The sequence below is a fragment of the Tsukamurella paurometabola genome (genome assembly GCF_900631615.1).
In the GTDB taxonomy this organism is placed as follows: Bacteria; Actinomycetota; Actinomycetes; order Mycobacteriales; family Mycobacteriaceae; genus Tsukamurella; species Tsukamurella paurometabola_A.
The window spans coordinates 3814197-3834295 of sequence record NZ_LR131273.1; the positions used below are offsets into that span (position 1 = coordinate 3814197).

The window sequence follows — 20099 nt, forward strand, 5'->3', positions numbered from 1 at the left end:
CTCCGCATGGCTGAGCAGATCGGTGAAGGCACACACGAATTCGAGCCGCACCACGCCGCGGTCGGGGACCGTCTCAACTGGTTGCGCGCCGGCGTCCTCGGTGCGAACGACGGGCTCATCTCCACCGCGGGCATCGTCATCGGCGTGGCCGCCGCGACGGGCGAGTCCTCGGCGATCCTCACCGCGGGCATCGCAGGCCTCACCGCGGGCGCCGTGTCGATGGCGCTCGGCGAGTACGTCTCGGTGAGCACCCAGCGCGACACCGAGGTGGCGCTCATCGCCAAGGAGAAGGCCGAACTCACCGAGATGCCCGACGACGAGTTCGCCGAGCTCGAGCAGATCTACCGGCGGAAGGGCCTCTCCCCCGACACGGCGCGTCGCGTCGCCGAGGAGCTCACCGCGAACGACCCGCTGCAGGCGCACCTCGACGCCGAGCTCGGCATCGACGAGGAGAACCTCACCAGCCCGGTCGCGGCCGCCCTGTCGTCGGCCGTCTCGTTCAGCATCGGAGCGGCCATTCCGATCCTCGCCTCGCTGATCGAGGCGCAGCGGATCCTCGCGATCGTCGTCGCCGTACTGGTGGGCCTCGCGCTCACCGGCTTCGTCTCGGCGCGGCTCGGTGGGGCCGAGGTCCGGCGCGCGACCGCCCGCGTCGTGCTCGGCGGCCTCATCGCGATGGCCGTCACCTACGCCGTGGGTAAGCTCCTCGGCACCACCGGAATCGCCTGAGGAGACACCGTGATCGCACGATTCGCAGACAAGACGCCCCGCGTCGCCGAAACGGCCTGGGTGGCCGAGACGGCCACCGTGGTGGGCGACGTCGAACTCGGACCGGGCGTCGGCGTCTTCTACAGCGCCGTGGTGCGGGGCGACACGACGCCGATCGTGATCGGCGAGAACAGCAACGTCCAGGACGGTGTGGCGATGCACGCCGACCCGGGCTTCCCACTGACCGTCGGCGCGCGGGTGTCCATCGGCCACAATGCGGTCGTGCACGGCTGCACCGTCGGCGACGACGTGCTGATCGGCATGGGCGCGGTCGTGCTCAACGGCGCGGTGATCGGCGCCGGCAGCCTGATCGCGGCGAACGCGCTCGTTCCTCAGGGCATGGAGGTGCCGCCCGGGTCGATGGTCGCGGGCGTGCCCGCGAAGGTGCGACGCGAGCTGTCCGACGAGGAGCGCGCCGGCATCACGGCGAACGCCGCGGGCTACCAGTTCCTCACGCAGGCCCACTCGACGCAGACCGGCCCGGCGTAGGCCTCCGAGTCCGGGGCGCAGGGCCGGGGCCCCGGAGCGCGCGCACTCAGAGCCCGGACCACACCATCGTCGCGCCGGAGTGCCCGGCGGCGATCACGCCCCAGATGCACGCGGCCGCGGCCACCGTCGACACCACCCCCAGCACGACGGTCCCCGCGCGACCGGACAGCACCGTCGCCCCGGAGGCGCGCGAGGCGACGACGGGGCTGGACCCGGCCCACACCAGGACCGCCACGACGAGCAACCCCAGCGACCACAGGAAGGTCGCGGTCCCCTGGGTGGAATGGCCGGCGATCTGCTCGCGCATCCCCTCCATCGACGGGCGCTGCTCCAGCTTCTCGCCGGATTCCTTCGCCAGGTAGCACGCCACCGCCGCGACCAGCGCGAACACGGGGAGTCCTGCGCCCAGCCGGGTACGCGCGGCGGGCCACCACGCGGCGAGCACGAGGGCGAACGCCGCCAGCGGCAACAGCACCACCGCGGCGTGGACCAACAGCGGATGACTCGGAATTCCCGCGATCTCGGTGAGCACGCATCAATGCTGGCAGAGTGGACCCCGTGACGCAGACAACTCAGCCAAGCTTCTGCCCCACGCGGCGCGCGGTCCTCGCGGCCCTTCCCGGTATCGCGATCCTGCCCGTCGCGGTGGCCTGTGGAACGACCTCGAAGTCCGACGACACCGCGTCGGGGTCCACCCCCGCCGACGGCTCCAGCGGTGGATCGGCGCCGGGCAGAGGCGCCCGGGTCCCCGTGGCCCAGGTACCCGTCGGGAGCGCCGTGGTGATCGCAGGCCCGAAGCCCTACGTGGTGGCCCAGCCCACCGACGGCACGTTCGTGGCCTTCGACGCCGCCTGCACCCACCAGGGCGCGACCGTGTCGGCCCAGGACGGGCTCACCCTCGAGTGCCCCGCCCACGGGAGCAGGTTCAACGGAGGTACCGGCGCGGTCGAGAAGGGGCCCGCCAAGGCGGCCCTGGCCTCGGCCCCGGTGCGCCGTGACGGGGAGGAACTCGTCGTCGGCTGACGGCGAGTGATAGACATGGACCCGAAAGCTACCGCGTTGTAGCATGACAGGAACGTTATTGAACGGGTCTCAGTAGGCAGCCTCTGCCGGGACCTTCACCACATCAACGAGGAGGCTCCCGTGGCCAATCCCGAGGCGATCTACAAGGACGTGCTCATCGTGGGCGCCGGGCTCGCCGGCATCGACACGGCGTACCGCGTGTCGAACGAGGTACCGCACCTCAGCTATGCCGTGCTCGAGCAGCGCGCCGAGATGGGCGGTACCTGGGACCTGTTCAAGTACCCCGGCATCCGGTCCGATTCCGACATCTTCAGCCTGAGCTACCCGTTCCTGCCCTGGAAGGGCACGAACCGTCTGGCCAGTGGCCCGGAGATCAAGGCCTACATCGAAGAGGCCGCCGCGAAGTTCGGCATCGACAAGAACATCAGCTTCAACACCCGGGTCGGCACCGTCGACTTCGATTCCCGGACCGACCTGTGGACCCTCACCGCCGAGCGCGACGGCGAGAAGGTCGTCTACCAGTCGCGGTTCCTCGTGGCCTGCACCGGCTACTACAACTACGAGGCCGGCTACGAGCCGCCCTTCCCCGGCATCGACCAGTACCGGGGCCAGGTCGTGCACCCGCAGCACTGGCCCGAGGATCTCGACTACAAGGGCAAGAAGGTCGTGGTCATCGGATCCGGCGCCACCGCGATCACTCTGATCCCGTCGATGGCCGACGACGTCGAGCACATCATCATGCTGCAGCGCTCCCCCACGTACGTGCTGCCGGTCCCGAACGCCGACCCCCTCACCAAGTTCGGTGCGAAGGTCCTGCCCGCCCAGGTCGCGCACAACATCACCCGCAACGTCAACGCCGTCATCAACGTCGGGCAGTACGTTCTCGCGCGCTCCTTCCCGAAGACCTCGCGCAAGTTCCTGCGCAAGCTCAACCAGGCCATGCTGCCCGAGGGCTACGAGGTGGACGTCCACTTCAAGCCGAAGTACGAGCCCTGGGATCAGCGCCTGTGCGTGGTGCCCAACGGCGACCTGTTCAAGACGATCAAGGACGGCAAGGCCGAGGTGGTCACCGACACCATCGACACCTTCACCGAGACCGGCATCCGCCTGTCCTCGGGGCGCGAGCTCGAGGCCGACATCGTGATCACCGCGACCGGCCTGCAGCTGCTGGCCTTCGGTGGCGTCGAGGTCAACGTCGACGGTGCTCCGATCAAGCCGAACGACAAGTTCGCCTATAACGGCTACATGCTCGAGGGCGTGCCGAACTTCGCGTTCATCATCGGTTACACCAACAACTCCTGGACCCTGCGCGCCGACATCTCGGCCCGCGGGATCGCGCGCCTGCTCAACCACATGGTGGTCAAGGGCTACACGCACGTCGAGCCCCAGGTCGGCGACCATGTCCTCACCGAGCACCCCGCGCTGGACCTGACCTCCGGCTACGTGCAGCGTTCGCCCGACGCGATGCCCAAGGCCGCGACCGAGCAGCCGTGGATGATCCGGCACAACTTCGTGCTGGACTCGCTGGACTACCAGCGCTCCCGCGTGGACGCCCCCGAGCTGAAGTTCGGAACCATCGCGGCACCGTCGAAGGCCGGCGTCTGATCGGCTGATCCCGATAACGGAAGAACCCGCCCCCCTCGATGGAGGGGGCGGGTTCTTCCGTTCGGTCCGGCGACCGGGCTCAGGAGCCCGGGACGTAGGTGCCGCCGACGGTGTTGCGCACGACGATCGGCGAGCCGATCGGGAAGTTGTCGTAGAAGTACTTGCCGTTGGCGGTGCTCACGTTGAGGCAGCCGTGGCTCACGTTGGACACGCCCTGCTGGTTCACCGACCACGGGGCGGCGTGCACGAAGATGCCGCTCCACGACATGCGCGTCGCGTATTCGACGTAGGTGCGGTACCCCTCCGGGGAGTCGACCGGCACGCCGTACGTGGACGAGTCCATGTACATGTCGCGCTTCTTCTCCATGGTGTAGTACGTGCCGTTCGGCGTGGGGTGCTTGTCGGTGCCGAAGGACGTCGGCATCGTCTTGACGACCTCGCCGTTGTGCCAGATGGTGATCTGCTTGGTGTTGTCGTCCGCCAGGGCGACCCAGCCGGTCTTGGTGGCGACAGGAGGCTCGGGCGACGCCGCGACGGTCTCGCTCGTCTCGGTGGCGCCGGCCGGCTTCGACGGACCCGTCGGGCGCGGCGTGGTCGGGCGCGACGGGGTCGTGGGAGCCGCGCCCGCGACGGCCGCGGAGGCCGTGGCCGCGACGATCGCCGCTGCCGCGCCCGCGCCGAGGCGTGCGAAGCCGCGGCGAGTGACGCCGGTGGGACCGAGGTTCCGGTCAGTCATCGTTGTTCCTCCTGCGGTATCAAGCTTTGCGCACGATTCTACGGGTCGAGGGGCTCAGGTGAAGAAATCACTGAACCGGAGCTGAGGATCACACCGCCGGCGTTAAGCATCCAGTGGGCCAGGAAACAGGGCCACCACCTGCCGGTTCTCCGGGCAAGGGCGTCCATCAGGGCCCCGAAGCCCGCGGTGACGCCGATTGTCGGAAATACGGGGTCGTGAGCGCTTCGTGCGGCACCGACATGCCACAGTCCGAACGCCAGCGGGCTCGCCACGGCGCCCACTCGCCGCCCGTACGCCGCCTGCAGCGTCGGCGTGAGGGACCCGCGGAAGAGCATCTCCTCCGGCAGTGCGGTGCCGAGGGGGATGTCGACGAGCATCCACGTCGCCCGGTTCGACGGTGCCTCCCGCTGCACGGGCCGCACGAGCGCGAGCCCGGCGCCCGCGAGCGCACCCCCGGCGGCGACGCCGGCGGCCGTCGGCACCCGGGTCCGGGCCAGCGCGGCGTCGGCGGCGCAGAAGGCGAGCGTCGCCGCGGAGCGTGCGTCGCGCGTCCACCCGTACCGGCTCGCGAGCCTCGGCAGGACGGCATTGGACCAGGCCACCGCCGCCCCGGTCGCCAACGCCGGGGCGCCCCGTCGCCCGGTCATCGCTGAGCCGGGTGTCGCATCGCCGGGCTCACTGCATCGTCACCCAGGAGCCCAGCGAGCGGTACAGCGTGGCGGAGAAGGGCAGGTCGCTGCCGTAACGGGAGGGATCGCGGGAGGTGTCCTCCTGCAGGGCGTGGCTCACCCCGCGCAGGCGCACGTAGTTGGCGTGGGTGCCGGTCATCACGTCGACCAGGTCCTGCGTGGCGGAGCAGTCGACGGCGACGTCCGCGTCCGAGCAGGTGACGATGTTGTGCTTCTGCGGCGGCAGGGTCATCGCGGTCCGCAGCACGTCGGGCGTGCCCGACGGCAGGCCCGTCAGGACGGGTTCCACGAGCGCCATCGGCAGCGGCGCGCGCCCGGTGCCGCCCGTTCCGAGCGCGAGGGCGAGTGCCGCCGCGGTGCCGTGGCCGACGGCGAGGAGCCGGTCGTCGCCGAGCCCGGCGCGCTCGGCGAGTGCCGTGAGCGCCTTGCCGGCGCGATCCAGCTGAGCCGCGTAGTCCGGTGTGCCCGACGGTGCGCCGTCGAACCGCAGGGATGCCACCCCGTGCTGCGCGAGCATCACCGACAGCTCCCGCGCGGCGATCTGGCCCGCGCGATCCGGCCCGGCGAGGACGAGTGCGGCGCGGAGCCGCTGCGGATTGCGCGGCGAGACGTACACGGCCGTGCCGGCGTCGGTGGGCACCTGCACGGTCGACTCGTTCCAGTCGGCCGGCAGCGCCGCGGGCGCCGGCGGCGCCGGCTCCTGTGAGATGACCGGCGTGGGCTTGTCCGATGCGCACGAGGCGACGGCGAGCAGCATCGCGATCAGTACCGCGGCGAGCCGGGTCCGGGCGTGGGTCATCGAACATCCCTCTCGTGGTTCGGCGCGGGTCAGCGCAGGCGTTCCGCGGCGCGCGCGGTCTCGACGAGCCGGTCCGCGAGCTCGGCGAGTTCGTCCTGGCCGGCGCCCTCGGCGAGCGCGGTGCGCACGTCCTCCGCTGCGCAGCGCACCTCGAACATACGCTCCCCGAGCGACTCGGCCTCCTCCGCGGTGAGGACCACGGAATCCGGCGGCAGGGACGTCCCGGCGAGCGCGGTCCGCGCCTCGTAGGCGCGTTGCCGGCACGATCGCCGGCAGTACTTGCGCGTCCGGCCCGGCCCCTCGGAGACCACCTCGCGGCCGCACCACGCACACGCGGCGGACCTGCGACGGCGAGCGGTGGTCATGGGCCGCAGTCTAATGAACCGGGTAGACTGGGAATGTTCGGCGTAGGCGAGAGGTTGGGAGAAGCATGGCAGATCGAGTTCTACGGGGCAGCCGCCTGGGCGCGGTGAGCTATGAGACGGATCGGGACCACGACCTCGCTCCGCGCCGGGTGGCGCGGTACCGCACGGACAACGGTGAGGAGTTCGACGTCCCGTTCGCGGACGACGCCGAGATCCCCGGTACGTGGCTGTGCAAGAACGGGCTCGAGGGCACCCTGATCGACGGGGTCGCACCCGAGGAGAAGAAGGCGAAGCCGCCGCGCACGCACTGGGACATGCTGCTGGAGCGGCGGTCCGAGAGCGAGCTCGAGGAGCTCCTGAAGGAGCGGCTGGACCTGCTCAAGGCACGGCGCGGAAAGTAGCGCGAGGTTCGTCCGACGAACACGAAGGGCCCCGGAGAGATCCGGGGCCCTTCGGTGTTTCCTGCGGTCCTACTTGCCGCGCAGTTTCTGCAGCTTGCGCTTGCGGGCCTGGAATCCCCACTTCGGCACCAGGGTCGCCGCCTCCTTGAAGATCGAGCCGCTCATCTTGGAGTCGCCGATCACCCGCTCGGTGAACGTGATGGGCACCTCGACGACGGTGAACCCGGCCTGCACGGCACGCCAGGTCAGGTCGATCTGGAAGCTGTAGCCGAGCGACTCGACCTCGTCGAGCCCGAGGCCCTCCAGGGTCTCCCGGCGGAAGGCCTTGTAGCCGCCCGTGATGTCACGGATCCGGGTGCCGAGCATGATCTGGCTGTAGACGTTGCCGCCGCGCGAGATGAGCTGGCGCGACAGCGGCCAGTTCACTGTCTTGCCGCCGAAGACATAGCGCGAGCCGATCACCAGGTCGGCCCCGGCGTCGATCGCGGCGAGGTGACGCTCCAACTGCTCGGGGGCGTGCGAGCCGTCGGCGTCCATCTCGACGATCACGCGGTAGTCGCGCTCGAGGGCCCACTTGAAGCCCGCGATGTACGCGCCGCCCAGCCCGTTCTTCTCGGCCCGGTGCAGCACGTGGATCCGCTCGTCCGCCGCGGCCATCGAGTCCGCGAGATCCCCGGTCCCGTCCGGGCTGTTGTCGTCGACCACGACCACGTCGACACCGGGCTGCGCCCGGTGCAGCCGGCCCACGATGAGCGGCAGGTTCTCCAGCTCGTTGTACGTGGGGATGATCACCAGCGTCTTCGACGACGGCGCTGACGTCTCACTCATGCAGGTTCCTCGGTCCGGGGGCGGGGCTGAAACAGACCTCCATCGTGCCTTATCGCGATCGCGATTCCGCAGAGGGTGGCCACGAGCAGTGCGACCTCGCCCCAATCCCCCAGCCGCGCGGCCGGGGTGAGGCCGTCGCGCAGGCGGATCGTCTCGACGAGGTGGTCGGCCGTCCAGATGCTGGTCTGCCGGCTGACCTCGCCGTCGGGACGGACGAGGGCGCTCACGCCGGTGGTGGCCGCGACCACGACGTCGCGGTCGAGCTCGACGGCCCGCACCCGGGACATGCCGAGCTGCTGGTAGGTCATGCCGGTGCGGCCGAAGGTCGCGTTGTTGGTCGGCACGGTGAGCACCTGCGCCCCGTTCTCGACGGACGCCCGGAGCGCCCGGTCGAAGGCCACCTCGTAGCAGGTCGCGACCCCGAGGGGCACGCCGTTGGGCCGGACCACGCCGGGCCCGGACCCCGGGGTGAAGTCGTTCGCGAGATCCACGTAGTCACTGAACATGCGGAAGAACTCGCGCATCGGCATGGTCTCGCCGAAGGGCTGCAGGATGGCCTTGTCGTGTCGCTCGATCGGGCCGTTCGCGTCGATGAGGATCATGCTGTTGTAGTAGCGGCCGGTGCCGTCGTAGTGGACCGTGCCGACGAGGATCGGCGCCCGCACATCGGCGGACGCGGCGCGGATCCGCGCCGCGACGTCCGGATCGCGCTCGGGTGAGACGTCCGAGGAGTTCTCCGGCCAGATCACCACGTCGGGCTGCTTCTGCCGCCCCTCGCGGATCTCCGTCGCGAGCCGGTGCGTCTCGTTCAGGTGGTTGGTGAGCACCGCCTCCCGCTGGGTCGCGACGTCCCAGCGCTGCTCCGGCACGTTCCCCTGGATGGCGGCGACCGTCACCGTCCGCCCCTCGGACGGCGCGCCCACGGCCGGCCAGGCCGCCGCCGCGCCGATCGCCACGAGGGCCGTTGCGGCCGCGGGCAGCAGGAACGCCCGACGGTCCGCGCGCCGGTACGCAGCCACGCCGGCGGCGGCGAAGCACGCGCCGAGCAGCGCGACGACGAAGGAGAGGCCGGGCGCCCCGACGTACCGGGCGAGGGCCAGCAGCGGACCGTCGGCCTGACTGAAGGCGAGGCGCCCCCACGGGAAGCCGCCGAACGGGAACGACGCGCGCGCCCACTCGGTGACGGCGAAGCCCGCGGCCACCCACAGGGGGCCGCCGGGCGCGCGGGTGACACGGGTCGCGATCAGACCGAAGGCGCCGTAGTACAGGGCGCAGGTGATGCCGAGGCCGATCCACGGCAGGGCGCCGACCATGGAGTCGATCCACTTGAGCAGTGGGATGAACAGGCCGAGCCCGGCGAGGAAGCCGTATCCGAAGCCGCCGCGCAGCGTCGGGCGCTCCCGGGTGGCGAGCACGACGACCAGCGCCGCGACACCGAGGGGCGCGAGCCACCACAGCCCCGCGGGCGGGAACGCGAAGAACAGTGCGACGCCGGCGAGCAGCGCGGCTCCCCCGCGGACCAGGGTCTTCACGCCGCGAACACCGTCCGGCCGTCGACCACGGTGCGCAGGCAGCGGGGCAGGCGCGCGCCGGGCGCGAGGTCGGGCAGCGGCGCGACGCCAGCGCGGGGATCGGTCGACCAGCGCTGCACCGCGTCCGACGGTGCCCGCACGACCAGCTCGTCGGCGTCCCAGACGGCGAACGTCGCGGGCGCCCCGGCGACCAGTGTCCCGGCGACGCCGTCGCGGACTCCCCCGGCCCGCCACGCGCCGCGGGTCGCGGCGGCGAAGGCGGCACGCGGCGAGATCGCGCTGCCGGGCGTGCGGTGCTGCACCGCGGCGCGCAGCGTGGCCCACGGGTCGAGCGGCGTGACGGGCGAGTCCGACGAGAAGGCCAGCGGTACGGCGTTCTTCGCGAGCAGGGCGAAGTCGTTGAGGGCCGCCGCGCGCTCGGTGCCGAGGCGGCGGGCGTACATCCCGCCCGGTCCGCCCCACAGCGCGTCGAACTGCGGCTGCATCGACGCGTTCACGCCCCAGTCGCCGAGCTTCGCGGCCTCGTCCGACGTGACCATTTCCGCGTGCTCGACGCGGTGCCCGCAGGAGGCGACCCGGGGGCCGCCGAAGGCGTCGACGGCCGCCGCGAAGGCCGCGACCACCCGCGCGACCGCGGCATCGCCGATGGCGTGGAAGCCGGCCTGGATCCGGGCCCGGGTGCACGCCAGGACGTGCGCGGTCACGGTCTCCTGGTCGAGGTACGCGACGCCGTTGGACGGTGCGTCCGCGTACGGCGCGTGCAGCAGGGCGGTGCGGCTGCCGAGCGAGCCGTCCACGAAGAGGTCGCCCGCCAGGCCGTCGGCCCCGGTGCGGTAGATGAGCGCGCGGGCGTGGTCGGCGTCGCGGGCGGCCTCGCCCCAGTAGCGGCGCACGCGCACCCCGTGGTCGAGGGCACCGAGCAGGGTGAAGTCGCGCTCGCCCGCGATGTCGGGCCCGCCGCATTCGTGGACGGCGGCGATGCCCGCGGCGGCTGCCGCGTCGAGGGCCGCGGTCTGCGCGGCGGTGATCTGCGCGTTGCTGAGCGCCGCGAGGGCGGCGGCGCGGACGGCGTGGTGGGCGGCGGCGGTGAGCGGACAGTCGGGCGAGAAGCCGGCGAGCCCCTCCAGACCGGGGACGAGAGCGCGCAGTGCGGTGCTGGCCTGCGCGGAGTGCTCGTCGACCCGGGCCGCGTAGACGACGCGATTCTCGTCGAGGTCGGTGCGCTGGAGCGTGCCCTCCCATGTGGTGTCGTCCCAGCCGCGGGCGATCACGGTCTCGCCGGGGGTGGCGGCGAGCGCGGCCCGCACCGCCTCCGGGCCGCCGGACAGGTCCGGGCCGGTCAGGGCGAGCCCCGTGGCGGTCAGGTGGACGTGGGTGTCGACGAAGGCGGGGGCGACGAACGCCCCGTCGAGGTCGGTGACTCGCGCGTCCGGGTGGAGGGCCCGCGCGGCGCGGTCCTCCCCGATCCAGGTGATGACGCCGTTCTCCACCGCGATCGCGGTGGCGGTGGTGGACGTGGGCGTGTAGATCCGCCCGCCGACGAGTAGTTCGGTGGTCACGGACGACCAGTCTGCTACGCGGGCGGCAACTCGCGGAATCCGGGCCGGGGCCCGTACCGCGTCACGTCGACGATCGGCTCGTCGGTCCGCTCGCGGCCCACGTCACCGTCCGGGCCGGACATCACGTCACCGTCGACGACGGTCCCGTATCCGCGGGGCTGCCCCGCGAGGACGGTGACCAGGCCGGACTCCTCGACGAACGATGCGACGCGCTTGGCGCCGACGTACGCGACCGCCGGGCGGACCACCGCGCGGACGGGTTTGACCAGCAGGAGCAGGCCGAGCGCGGTGCTCACCACGCCGGGCACGGCGAGCAGGAAGACGGCCGCCGCGAGGATCGCGGTGTCCATGAGCGCCGGACCCGCGGACCGCTGCCCGTCGAGCGCCCGCCCGAGGTCGCGCAGCACGCCGGCGGCGGTGCGCCGCAGCATGACGACGCCGAGCACGGTGGCGCCGATGATGGCGAGCACCGCCCAGCCGAAGCCGAGCCAGGACACCAGCCCGGCGAACGCCGCGATCTCCACGACGAGGTAGGTCAGGAACGCGAAGAGCTTCATACCGGTACAACGGGTGAACCGGGCGAAAGGTTCCCCGCCCCCTCGCAATTGAACACTGTTCCTGTCAGGGAAAGCCCAGGTCGGGCTGAACAGAAACTGTGTTCAATTCGATCAGCGGTCCTCGAGGTCGCCCTCGGTGTCGAGGTAGGCCTGCTGGAGGGCGGCGAGGAGCTCGGGGTCCGGGGCCTTCCACAGTTCGCGCTGGGAGGCCTCGAGCAGCCGCTCGGCGATGCCGTGGAGCGCCCACGGGTTCGACTCCTCCATGAACTTGCGGTTCTCGGGATCGAGGACGTAGTTCTCGGTGAGCTTCTCGTACATCCAGTCGGCCATCACGCCGGCGGTGGCGTCGAAGCCGAAGAGGTAGTCCACCGTCGCGGCCATCTCGAAGGCGCCCTTGTAGCCGTGCCGGCGCATCGCCGCCATCCACCGCGGGTTCACGACGCGGGCCCGGAAGACCCGGTTCGTCTCCTCGCTCAGCGTGCGCGTGCGCACCGAGTCGGGGCGGGTGGAGTCGCCGACGTACGCCTCGGGATCGGACCCCGTGAGGTGCCGCACCGTCGCGACCATCCCGCCGTGGTACTGGAAGTAGTCGTCCGAATCGGCTATGTCGTGCTCGCGGGTGTCGATGTTCTTGGCCGCCACGTTGATCCGCCGGTACGCCGCCCGCATGTCGTCGGCTGCGGGCGCACCGTCGAGCCCGCGACCGTACGCGTACCCGCCCCAGGCCGTGTAGACCTCGGCGAGGTCGGCGTCGCTGCGCCAGTTCTTCGAGTCGATGAGCTGCAGCAGACCGGCCCCGTACGTGCCCGGCTTGGAGCCGAAGACGCGGGTCGTCGCGCGACGGTCGTCGCCGTGCTCCGCCAGCGCGGCGCGGGTGTGCGCCGCGACGTAGTTGGAGGCATCGTCCTCGTCGAGACGGGCGACCAGCTGGACCGCGTCGTCGAGCATCGCCACGACGTGCGGGAAGGCGTCGCGGAAGAAGCCGGAGATGCGGACGGTCACGTCGATGCGCGGGCGGCCCAGCTCCTCGAGCCCGATGACCTCGAGGCCGGAGACGCGGCGGGACTGCTCGTCCCACACCGGCGTGACGCCGAGCAGTGCGAGGACCTCCGCGATGTCGTCGCCGGCGGTGCGCATGGCCGAGGTTCCCCACACCGACAGCCCGACGGAGCGCGGGTACTCGCCATGCTCGTCCCGGTACCGCGCGAGCAGCGAGGCGGCCAGCTCCTGGCCCGTCGCCCACGCGAGCCGCGACGGCACGGCCTTCGGATCCACCGAGTAGAAGTTGCGCCCCGTGGGCAGCACGTTCACCAGGCCGCGCAGCGGTGAGCCGGACGGCCCGGCCGGGATGAATCCGCCCGCGAGGGCCCGCAGCACGTTGGCGATCTCGTCGCCCGTGCGGCGCAGGCGCGGCACGATCTCCGTCGCCGCGAAGTCGAGGATCTTCGCGACGGCCGGATCGTCGGTCAGGCCGGGCATTGCCGACGGTGCCCAGTCGGCGGCCGCCGCGGCGACCACCAGTTCGCGGGCCCGGGCCTCGAACTCGTCCGTCTTCGTCCGGGATTCGGGGCCGCCCACCGCGCCTTCTTCCAGGCCCAGGGCCTCGCGCAGGCCCGGTGTGTGCACGGAGCCCGCCCACATCTGCTTGGCGCGCAGCATCGCGAGCACCAGGTCGGTCTCCGCCTCGCCGGACGGGGCCGCGCCCAGGATGTGCAGACCGTCGCGGATCTGCACATCCTTGATCTCGCACAGCCAGCCGTCCACGTGCAGCAGCATGTCGTCGAAGGCGTCCTCGTCGGGCTGGTTCTCCAGGCCCAGGTCGTGGTCGAGTTTGGCGGCCTGCAGCAGCGTCCAGATCTGCTGCCGGATCATCGGCAGCTTCGCCGGGTCCAGGCTCTGCACGTTGGCGTACTCGTCGAGGTGCTGCTCGAGGCGCGCGATGTCGCCGTAGCTCTCGGCGCGTGCCATGGGCGGGATGAGGTGGTCCACGAGCACCGCGTGCGCGCGCCGTTTGGCCTGGGTACCCTCGCCCGGGTCGTTGACCAGGAACGGGTAGATCAGCGGCAGGTCGGCCAGCGCGGCGTCGGTCCCGCAGGATGCGGACATGCCGAGCGTCTTGCCGGGCAGCCATTCCAGGTTGCCGTGCTTGCCGAGGTGGATCACCGCGTCGGCGCCGAAACCGTGGTCGCGGTCGGCCAGCCACCGGTAGCTCGCCAGGTAGTGGTGGCTCGGCGGCAGGTCCGGGTCGTGGTAGATCGCAACGGGGTTCTCGCCGAAGCCGCGCGGCGGCTGCACCATGACCGTGAGGTTGCCGAACCGCAGCGCGGCGATCGCGATGTCACCGGAGCCGGTCGTGAACAGCGAGCCGGGAGCCTCGCCCCAGTGCTCCGTCACGGCCTCGCGCAGGTCCTGTGGGAGCGTCGCGAACCAGGCCCGGTAGGTCGCGGGGTCGACGGTGACCTCGCTCCCGTCGAGGCGCTCGTCCGAGAGCCAGTCGGGGTCCTGGCCGCCGCGGGCGATGACGGCGTGGATGAAGGCGTCCGAGTCGTCGGCCTCCAGCCCCGGAACCTCCGCCGGATCGCCGATGTCGTAGCCGGCGGCGGCCAGCCGGCGGATCAACTCCAGCGCGGACTGCGGTGTGTCCAGGCCGACGGCGTTGCCGATCCGGGCGTGCTTGGTGGGATACGCCGAGAGCATCAGCGCGATCCGCTTCTCCTCATTCGGGATGCTGCGCAGCCGCGCGTGCCGCAGTGCGAGTCCCGCGACCCGCTCGGCGCGCTCGGGGTCGGGCACGTAGGCGGGCAGGCCGTCGTCGCCGATCTCCTTGAACGAGAAGGGCACGGTGATGATGCGGCCGTCGAACTCCGGGATCGCGACCTGCGTCGCGACGTCGAGCGGACTGAGGCCGTCGTCGCTGCCCTCCCACTGCTCGCGAGAGGTGGTGAGCGCCAGGGCCTGCAGGATCGGGATGTCCAGCGCCGCGAGGCGGCCGACGTCCCACGACTCGTCGTCGCCGCCCGCCGCGGCACCCGCTGCGTTGACGCCACCCGCGGCGAGCACTGTCACCACCAGGGCGTCGAGGGTGCCGAGCTCGGCGAAGAGGGCGTCGTCGGCGGTGCGCAGCGAGGCGCAGAAGATCGGCACCGCGACCGCTCCGCGCGCCTCGATCGCCGAGGCCAGCGCGTCGATGTAGGCGGTGTTCCCCGCGAGGTGCTGGGCGCGGTAGTAGAGCACGCCGATCTGCGGACCGTCCGCCGCGGTGACCGCCGCGGGGCGCGGCACGACACCCCACTGCGGGGCCGTCACGGGCGGCGCGAAGCCGTCGCCGGTGAGCAGGATGGTGTCCGATAGGAAGTGGTACAGCTGCGCCAGATTATTCGGTCCGCCCTCGGCGAGGTAGGCGTGCGCCTGCGTGGCGACGCCGGCGGCCACCGTCGACGCCTCCATGAGGTCGGCGTCGGGCGCCTGCTCCCCCGAGACCACGACGACCGGCTTGCCGCTCGCGGCCAGGGCGTCGAGGCCGCTCTCCCAGTACCGGCGACCGCCGAGGATGCGGACCACCACGACGTCGGCCCCGTCGAGCAGGCCGGGCAGGTCCAGTTCCACGCTGATCCGGGCCGGATTGGCCCAGCGGTAGTCCGCGCCGCTGGCCTTCGCGCTGAGGAGGTCGGTGTCCGAGGTGGAGAGGAGGAGGATCACCGCCCCAACCCTAGTGGGCGCCGTTTCCGAGGATCGTTCCCGAGTGCAGTCCGGGCAGGCGGCGATAGGCGCCGCGGATGTGCGCCTCGGTGAGATCGGCGGCGCGGCCCGCGTCCCGTGCCTCGATCGCCGCGAGGATCGCCCGGTGCTCGTCCTGCAGGACCGCGGTGAGCGCGGGCCAGTCCTCGATCTGCTCGAACGCGGCGAGGATCCCCGCGCGCAGGGCGCCGCGGATGGCGACGGTCACCGTCGTGACGAGGCGATTTCCGCAGGCCTCGGCGATCGCGGTGTGGAACTCGGTGTCGGCGTCGTTGAAGGCCGCGCGGTCCTCCCCGGCCGCGTCCATGGCGGCGAGTGCGGCACGGACCGGGGCCAGGGCCGCCGCGTCGGCGTCGCGGGCCGCGAGGGACACCGAGGAGCGCTCCAGCAGTACTCGCGCCTCGACGATCTCGGGGAACTCGAAGTTGGTGAGCGCCATGTGGAGGCGGAGGAAGTGCGCGAGGGAGTCGGCGGGCATGGCGCTGACGAAGGTGCCGGCGCGCGGGCCGCTCCCGGTCCCGGAGGTGACGACGCCCTGCGCCTCCAGCACCCGCAGCGCCTCCCGGACCGCGGGGCGGCTCACCTCCAGTCGCGCGGCGAGGTCGCGCTCGGGAGGCAACGCGTCGCCCACGCGGAGCGAACCCGCCAGGATCTGATCCTCGATGGCGCTGATCACCAGCTGGTACGTGCGGGTGCGGGCGACGGGTCGCCAGTCCGGTGCGTCGAGCGTCATGTGCTCAGCCTTCCAGGAGAGCGCGGATCGGTTGACATGTGATGCCCGCCACCCTAGCGTCGATCCTGTGGTCAGACCACAGCACTGATCGCTCCGCCTCAGCCCGTCCTGGAGATCTCCATGCCTCACCCGCTTTCCCGTCGCGCCCGGACGGCGCCGTCGTGAAGGTCGCCCTGTTCGCCACGTGCTTCAACGACACGATGTGGCCCGGGACCCCGAAGGCCGTCGTCCGGCTGTTGGAGCGCCTCGGCGTCGACGTCGCCTTCCCGCCGGCCCAGACCTGCTGCGGACAGATGTTCACCAACACGGGCTACGCAGACGAGGCGATACCGGGCGTGCGCCGCTTCGTGGAGGTCTTCGCCGAGTACGACGCCGTCGTGGCCCCGTCGGGCTCGTGCGTCGGCTCCGTGCGACACCAGTATCCGGGGCTCGCCGACCGTGCCGGCGACCGCGGGCTCCGCGCCGCCGTCGACGACCTGGCGCCCAGGGTGTACGAGCTCAGCGAGTTCCTCGTGGACGTGCTCGGCGTCACCGATGTGGGCGCCTTCTTCCCGCACCGCGTCACGTATCACCCGACCTGCCATTCGCTCCGCATGCTCCGCGTCGGCGACCGCCCGCTGCGGCTGCTCCGCGCGGTACGCGGCATCGACCTCGTCGAGTTGCCGGACGCCGACCAGTGCTGCGGTTTCGGCGGCACCTTCGCTCTGAAGAACGCCGCCGTCTCCGTGGCGATGGGCCTGGACAAGACCGCGCACGTCCGCGGCACCGGCGCGGACTACCTCGTCGCCGGCGACAACTCGTGCCTCGCCCACATCGGCGGCCTGCTGTCGCGTCAGGGCGACGGCGTCCGCACCGTGCACCTCGCCGAGATCCTGGCATCGACCGAAGGAGGCGGGCCGTGACCGCCGGACATCCCCACGTCGGCGTGACCGGCACGTTCGTCGGCATGCCGGCGTTCCCCGCCGCCGCGCGCGAGGCGCTCGGCGACACCACGCTGCGCCGCAACCTCGCCCACGCCACCTCCGTCATCCGCGGCAAGCGCGCCGCCGTCGTCGGTGAGCTCGACGACTGGGAACGGTTGCGCGACGCCGCGGAGGCGATCAAGAACCGGACCCTGCGGCACCTCGATCGCTACCTCGAGCAGTTCGAGGCCGCCGCGACCGCCGCGGGTGCCGTCGTGCACTGGGCCCGCGACGCGGAGGAGGCGAACCGGATCGTCGTCGACCTGGTACGGGCGACCGGCGCCGAGGAGGTGGTGAAGGTGAAGTCCATGGCGACGCAGGAGATCGAACTCAACGAGGCTCTCGCCGCCGCCGGCATCGACGCCTGGGAGACCGACCTCGCGGAGCTCATCGTGCAGCTCGGCGAGGACTGGCCCAGCCACATCCTGGTGCCCGCGATCCACCGCAATCGCACCGAGGTGCGCGACATCTTCCTGCGCCGGATGAAAGAGGTCGGCCGGGCCGCCCCCGACGACCTCACCGACGAACCCGCCCGGCTCGCCGAGGCGGCGCGGCTGCACCTGCGCGAGAAGTTCCTCCGCGCCGAGGTCGGCATCAGCGGGGCCAACTTCGCCATCGCCGAGACCGGCGGACTGGTCGTGGTCGAGTCCGAGGGCAACGGCCGCATGTGCCTGACCCTGCCGAAGACCCTCATCTCCGTGGTGGGCATCGAGAAGATCCTGCCGACCTTCGCCGACCTCGAGGTCTTCCTCCAGGTGCTCCCCCGCTCGAGCACCGGCGAGCGGGAGAACCCGTACACCTCCATCTGGACCGGGCCGGCCGGCGACGGCGACGGCCCGGAGGCGGTGCACATCGTGCTCCTCGACAACCACCGCACCGACGTCCTCGCCGACGAGGTGGGCCGTTCCGCGCTGCGCTGCATCCGCTGCTCGGCCTGCCTCAACGTCTGCCCGGTGTACGAGCGGGTGGGTGGGCACAGCTACGGCTCCGTGTACCCCGGCCCCATCGGTGCCATCCTCACGCCCCAACTGCGGGGCACGTCGTCCGAGGTCGACGCCTCGCTGCCGTACGCCTCCACCCTGTGCGGCGCGTGCTTCGACGCGTGCCCGGTGAAGATCCCGATTCCGGACCTGCTGGTCCACCTGCGCACCCGGGTCGTCGACGAGGCGCGCGGCGGCATCCCGAAGCCGGAGGCGGCGGCCATGAGGGGCGCGGCGTGGATGTTCGACCGCCCCGGACGGCTGCGCGCGGCGCAGCGCGCCGCCACCGTCACCGGACGGGTCTTCCGTACGCGCGGGACCTTCGGCAGGCTGCCGGGCCCGATGCGCGGGTGGAGCACTGAGCGCGACACCCCGGTACCTCCGACGGAGACCTTCCGGCAATGGTGGGCCCGCGAGCGCGACGGGTGGGACGACCGGTGACGGCGCGCGAGGAGATCCTCGGACGGGTCCGGGCCGCGCTCGCCGATGTCGGTGATCCCGACACCGCCGAGACGCCGGTCCCGTGGAGCTACGGCCGACCCGTCGGTACCGGCGACCTGGGGGTCGTCGACCGGTTCGCGGAACGGGTGGCCGATTACCGGGCGGAGGTGCGGCGGTGCGCCCCCGCCGACCTCGGTCCGACGGTCCGCTCAGCGCTCGGACCCGTGGACGGGACCGCCGGCGTGCTCGGCGACGACGTGGTCCGGCGCCTCGTGCCGGGCCCGGTCCCGTGGCTCGACGACGAGGACCTCGCGCCGCACCGGCTCGACGCCGCCGCGGCGGTGGTCACCACCGCCACCATCGGGATAGCGAACACCGGGACGATCGTCCTCGACCACGGCGCGGGGCAGGGGCGGCGGGCCGTCACCCTGGTGCCCGACGTCCACGTCTGCGTGGTGCACGCCGACCGGATCGTCGACGACGTGCCGGCGGCCGTCGCCCGGCTCCGCGACGCCGGTGCCCACGTCCGGCCGCTGACCTGGATCAGCGGCCCGAGCGCCAGCAGTGATATCGAGTTGGATCGCGTCGAGGGCGTGCACGGGCCCCGGAACCTGCGGGTGATCGTCGTGGAGTGAGCGTGGTCAGAGCACGGCGCCGTGCATGACGATGCCGGGCGCGGCCGCATCGACGAGGTCGGTGTTCGCATCGTCACCGCCGGCGTACGCGACGACGCTCGACGTCTCGATCCGGGTGCCACCGCCGACCCGCACCACGCAGTCCACGGTGAACAGGTCGATCCCCGCCCTCGTCACGCGGTCGGCGACGCGGGCACCCAGCGAGGCGACGTCGCCGATGCGGAGTGGCTCGACCTGACGGACGGTCTGCGAGACGTGCAGTAGTCGGCCGACGTTGAAATCCTCGATCTGCTCGGCGAGCAGCCGCGCCGCGACCTTGAACACGGGGTCGGCGATGATGAGCGGCGGCACGGGCGTATCGCGCGGGATGATCCGGCTACTCGCGTACGGCACGTGCGGCGAACGGGTGGCCCGGCCGTACGATCGGAGGCTCTCCGCGTCCACGGAGTAGCAATCGTCCAGCCAGAGGGTGTCGTCGCCGTCGGTCATTCGGCGACTGTAGCGCCCCGCACCGTGTCGGGGGCCGCGATGGTCAGGTCGAGCAGCGCCATCATCGAGTGGTAGACATCGGTCAGCGGGTAGATGTCGCGGGCCGCGCGGGCGCGGGCGACGGCACCCTCGATCGAGCTCATGAACACGGACGCGAAGACCAGCGCCCCGCGCTCCTCCACGCCGTAATCCACGAGCGCGGAGGCGAACCGGCGCTCGCACTCGGTGTACGCGGCCGTCGCTGCATCCTGGACCCGCGGCTCGCCGTCGGCGAGCGCGGCCGCGAGCAGGGGGCACCCGACCTGGAACTCGGACCGGACCAGGACGCGCTTCCACAGCTCGATGAACCGGCCGATCCACTCCCGCGGCTCTCCCTTCGAGGTCGCTGCGTCGATGTACCGCAACAGGCGGCGGCCGGCCAAGGACGTGGACGCCTCGACCAGTTCCGCCTTGCCGCCGGGGAAGTACTGGTACAGCGAGTTCTTCGAGGCCTGCGACTGTGCGGTGAGTTCCGCCAGGCCGGCGTCCGCGAAGCCGTGGCGGCCGACCAGATTGAGCGCGGTGTTGACCAGTCGGACCCGAGGTCGGGGACGCGGCTTGGGGGCGGCGGGCATCGGTGCCTGACCCTCCTCAACTCTCGACGGTGACGACGGGGCGCCGGTGGGGGGGAAGTCGCCACGCGGCGTGGCGGCGCTTGTTTGAACCGCTCGGTTCATGTTACCAATGACGGGTCGATGAACCGAATGGTTCACTCGCGCCATCCCCCGAAC

Annotated in this window: 21 protein-coding genes; 8 read left to right on the plus strand and 13 right to left on the minus strand. The window is 71.9% G+C overall.

The window, feature by feature from the left end; all coding sequences use genetic code 11:
- Window positions 1-6: 6 nt before the first annotated feature.
- Window positions 7-729 (plus strand): VIT1/CCC1 transporter family protein, encoded by a 723-nt coding sequence (locus tag ELY19_RS19060; RefSeq protein WP_126197625.1) that lies wholly within the window; start codon window positions 7-9, stop codon window positions 727-729.
- A gap of 9 nt (window positions 730-738) precedes the next feature.
- Window positions 739-1257, plus strand: coding sequence for a gamma carbonic anhydrase family protein (locus ELY19_RS19065; RefSeq protein ID WP_126197626.1), 519 nt, complete (start codon window positions 739-741; stop codon window positions 1255-1257).
- 46 nt (window positions 1258-1303) lie between these two features.
- Here ELY19_RS19065 and ELY19_RS19070 read toward each other — a convergent pair whose 3' ends face one another.
- Window positions 1304-1789, minus strand: a complete 486-nt coding sequence (locus tag ELY19_RS19070) for a DUF2231 domain-containing protein (protein ID WP_126197627.1) — start codon at window positions 1787-1789, stop codon at window positions 1304-1306.
- A gap of 26 nt (window positions 1790-1815) precedes the next feature.
- Here ELY19_RS19070 and ELY19_RS19075 point away from each other — a divergent pair, with 26 nt between their 5' ends.
- Both ELY19_RS19075 and ELY19_RS19080 read left to right on the plus strand, forming a co-directional pair.
- The gene (locus ELY19_RS19075; RefSeq protein WP_126197628.1) at window positions 1816-2280 is read left to right on the plus strand and encodes a Rieske (2Fe-2S) protein; all 465 of its coding nucleotides are present in this window, start codon (window positions 1816-1818) and stop codon (window positions 2278-2280) included.
- A gap of 120 nt (window positions 2281-2400) precedes the next feature.
- The gene (locus ELY19_RS19080) at window positions 2401-3885 is read left to right on the plus strand and encodes a flavin-containing monooxygenase (RefSeq protein ID WP_126197629.1); all 1485 of its coding nucleotides are present in this window, start codon (window positions 2401-2403) and stop codon (window positions 3883-3885) included.
- Between the two features lie 79 nt (window positions 3886-3964).
- Here ELY19_RS19080 and ELY19_RS19085 read toward each other — a convergent pair whose 3' ends face one another.
- Genes ELY19_RS19085 through ELY19_RS19100 form a run of 4 tightly spaced genes read right to left on the minus strand, consistent with a single transcriptional unit; the run spans window position 3965 to window position 6474 of the window.
- Window positions 3965-4621: a L,D-transpeptidase gene (locus ELY19_RS19085; RefSeq protein WP_126197630.1), complete on the minus strand. Its 657-nt coding sequence runs from the start codon at window positions 4619-4621 to the stop codon at window positions 3965-3967.
- Between the two features lie 38 nt (window positions 4622-4659).
- Window positions 4660-5268, minus strand: coding sequence for a CPBP family intramembrane glutamic endopeptidase (locus tag ELY19_RS19090; RefSeq protein ID WP_126197631.1), 609 nt, complete (start codon window positions 5266-5268; stop codon window positions 4660-4662).
- Window positions 5269-5296: 28 nt separating this feature from the next.
- Complete coding sequence (locus tag ELY19_RS19095) at window positions 5297-6109, minus strand: hypothetical protein (protein ID WP_126197632.1); 813 nt, start codon at window positions 6107-6109, stop codon at window positions 5297-5299.
- A gap of 29 nt (window positions 6110-6138) precedes the next feature.
- On the minus strand, window positions 6139-6474 hold the full coding sequence (locus ELY19_RS19100) for a hypothetical protein (protein WP_126197633.1): 336 nt from the start codon (window positions 6472-6474) through the stop codon (window positions 6139-6141).
- 65 nt (window positions 6475-6539) lie between these two features.
- Between ELY19_RS19100 and ELY19_RS19105 the strand changes: the two genes are divergently transcribed.
- A complete protein-coding gene (locus tag ELY19_RS19105; protein ID WP_126197634.1) occupies window positions 6540-6875 on the plus strand; it encodes an RNA polymerase-binding protein RbpA in 336 nt (111 codons plus the stop codon).
- 69 nt (window positions 6876-6944) lie between these two features.
- On the opposite strand, the gene ELY19_RS19110 is transcribed toward ELY19_RS19105, so the two are convergent.
- From ELY19_RS19110 to ELY19_RS19135, 6 genes are all read right to left on the minus strand, one after another.
- Window positions 6945-7703, minus strand: a complete 759-nt coding sequence (locus ELY19_RS19110) for a polyprenol monophosphomannose synthase (RefSeq protein ID WP_126197635.1) — start codon at window positions 7701-7703, stop codon at window positions 6945-6947.
- Complete coding sequence (gene lnt / locus ELY19_RS19115; RefSeq protein WP_126197636.1) at window positions 7700-9235, minus strand: apolipoprotein N-acyltransferase; 1536 nt, start codon at window positions 9233-9235, stop codon at window positions 7700-7702. The genes ELY19_RS19110 and lnt overlap by 4 nt, the downstream gene beginning before the upstream one ends.
- Window positions 9232-10794 carry an amidohydrolase gene (locus ELY19_RS19120; RefSeq protein ID WP_126197637.1) on the minus strand — a complete coding sequence of 521 codons (1563 nt, stop codon included), beginning with the start codon at window positions 10792-10794 and terminating at the stop codon, window positions 9232-9234. Before ELY19_RS19120 ends, lnt begins: the two co-directional genes overlap by 4 nt.
- Before the next feature lie 14 nt (window positions 10795-10808).
- Window positions 10809-11351, minus strand: coding sequence for an FxsA family protein (locus ELY19_RS19125; RefSeq protein ID WP_126197638.1), 543 nt, complete (start codon window positions 11349-11351; stop codon window positions 10809-10811).
- Window positions 11352-11462: 111 nt separating this feature from the next.
- Entirely contained in the window at window positions 11463-15050 is a 3588-nt protein-coding gene (cobN, locus tag ELY19_RS19130; RefSeq protein WP_126197639.1) for a cobaltochelatase subunit CobN, read from the minus strand.
- Window positions 15051-15060: 10 nt separating this feature from the next.
- On the minus strand, window positions 15061-15822 hold the full coding sequence (locus ELY19_RS19135; protein WP_126197640.1) for a FadR/GntR family transcriptional regulator: 762 nt from the start codon (window positions 15820-15822) through the stop codon (window positions 15061-15063).
- A 161-nt stretch (window positions 15823-15983) separates the two neighbouring features.
- On the opposite strand from ELY19_RS19135, the gene ELY19_RS19140 reads away from it, so the two are divergent.
- The 3 genes from ELY19_RS19140 to ELY19_RS19150 are packed head-to-tail and all read left to right on the plus strand — an operon-like array spanning window position 15984 to window position 18840.
- On the plus strand, window positions 15984-16724 hold the full coding sequence (locus ELY19_RS19140) for a (Fe-S)-binding protein (protein ID WP_197715931.1): 741 nt from the start codon (window positions 15984-15986) through the stop codon (window positions 16722-16724).
- Window positions 16725-16768: 44 nt separating this feature from the next.
- Window positions 16769-18205, plus strand: coding sequence for a LutB/LldF family L-lactate oxidation iron-sulfur protein (locus tag ELY19_RS19145; RefSeq protein ID WP_126198937.1), 1437 nt, complete (start codon window positions 16769-16771; stop codon window positions 18203-18205).
- The gene (locus tag ELY19_RS19150; protein WP_227966963.1) at window positions 18202-18840 is read left to right on the plus strand and encodes a LutC/YkgG family protein; all 639 of its coding nucleotides are present in this window, start codon (window positions 18202-18204) and stop codon (window positions 18838-18840) included. Before ELY19_RS19145 ends, ELY19_RS19150 begins: the two co-directional genes overlap by 4 nt.
- A 6-nt stretch (window positions 18841-18846) precedes the next feature.
- Here the strand turns inward: ELY19_RS19150 and ELY19_RS19155 are convergent, their stop codons facing one another.
- Window positions 18847-19329, minus strand: a complete 483-nt coding sequence (locus tag ELY19_RS19155; protein WP_126197643.1) for an FAS1-like dehydratase domain-containing protein — start codon at window positions 19327-19329, stop codon at window positions 18847-18849.
- A complete protein-coding gene (locus ELY19_RS19160) occupies window positions 19326-19943 on the minus strand; it encodes a TetR/AcrR family transcriptional regulator (protein ID WP_164711653.1) in 618 nt (205 codons plus the stop codon). The genes ELY19_RS19155 and ELY19_RS19160 overlap by 4 nt, the downstream gene beginning before the upstream one ends.
- Window positions 19944-20099 lie beyond the last annotated feature (156 nt).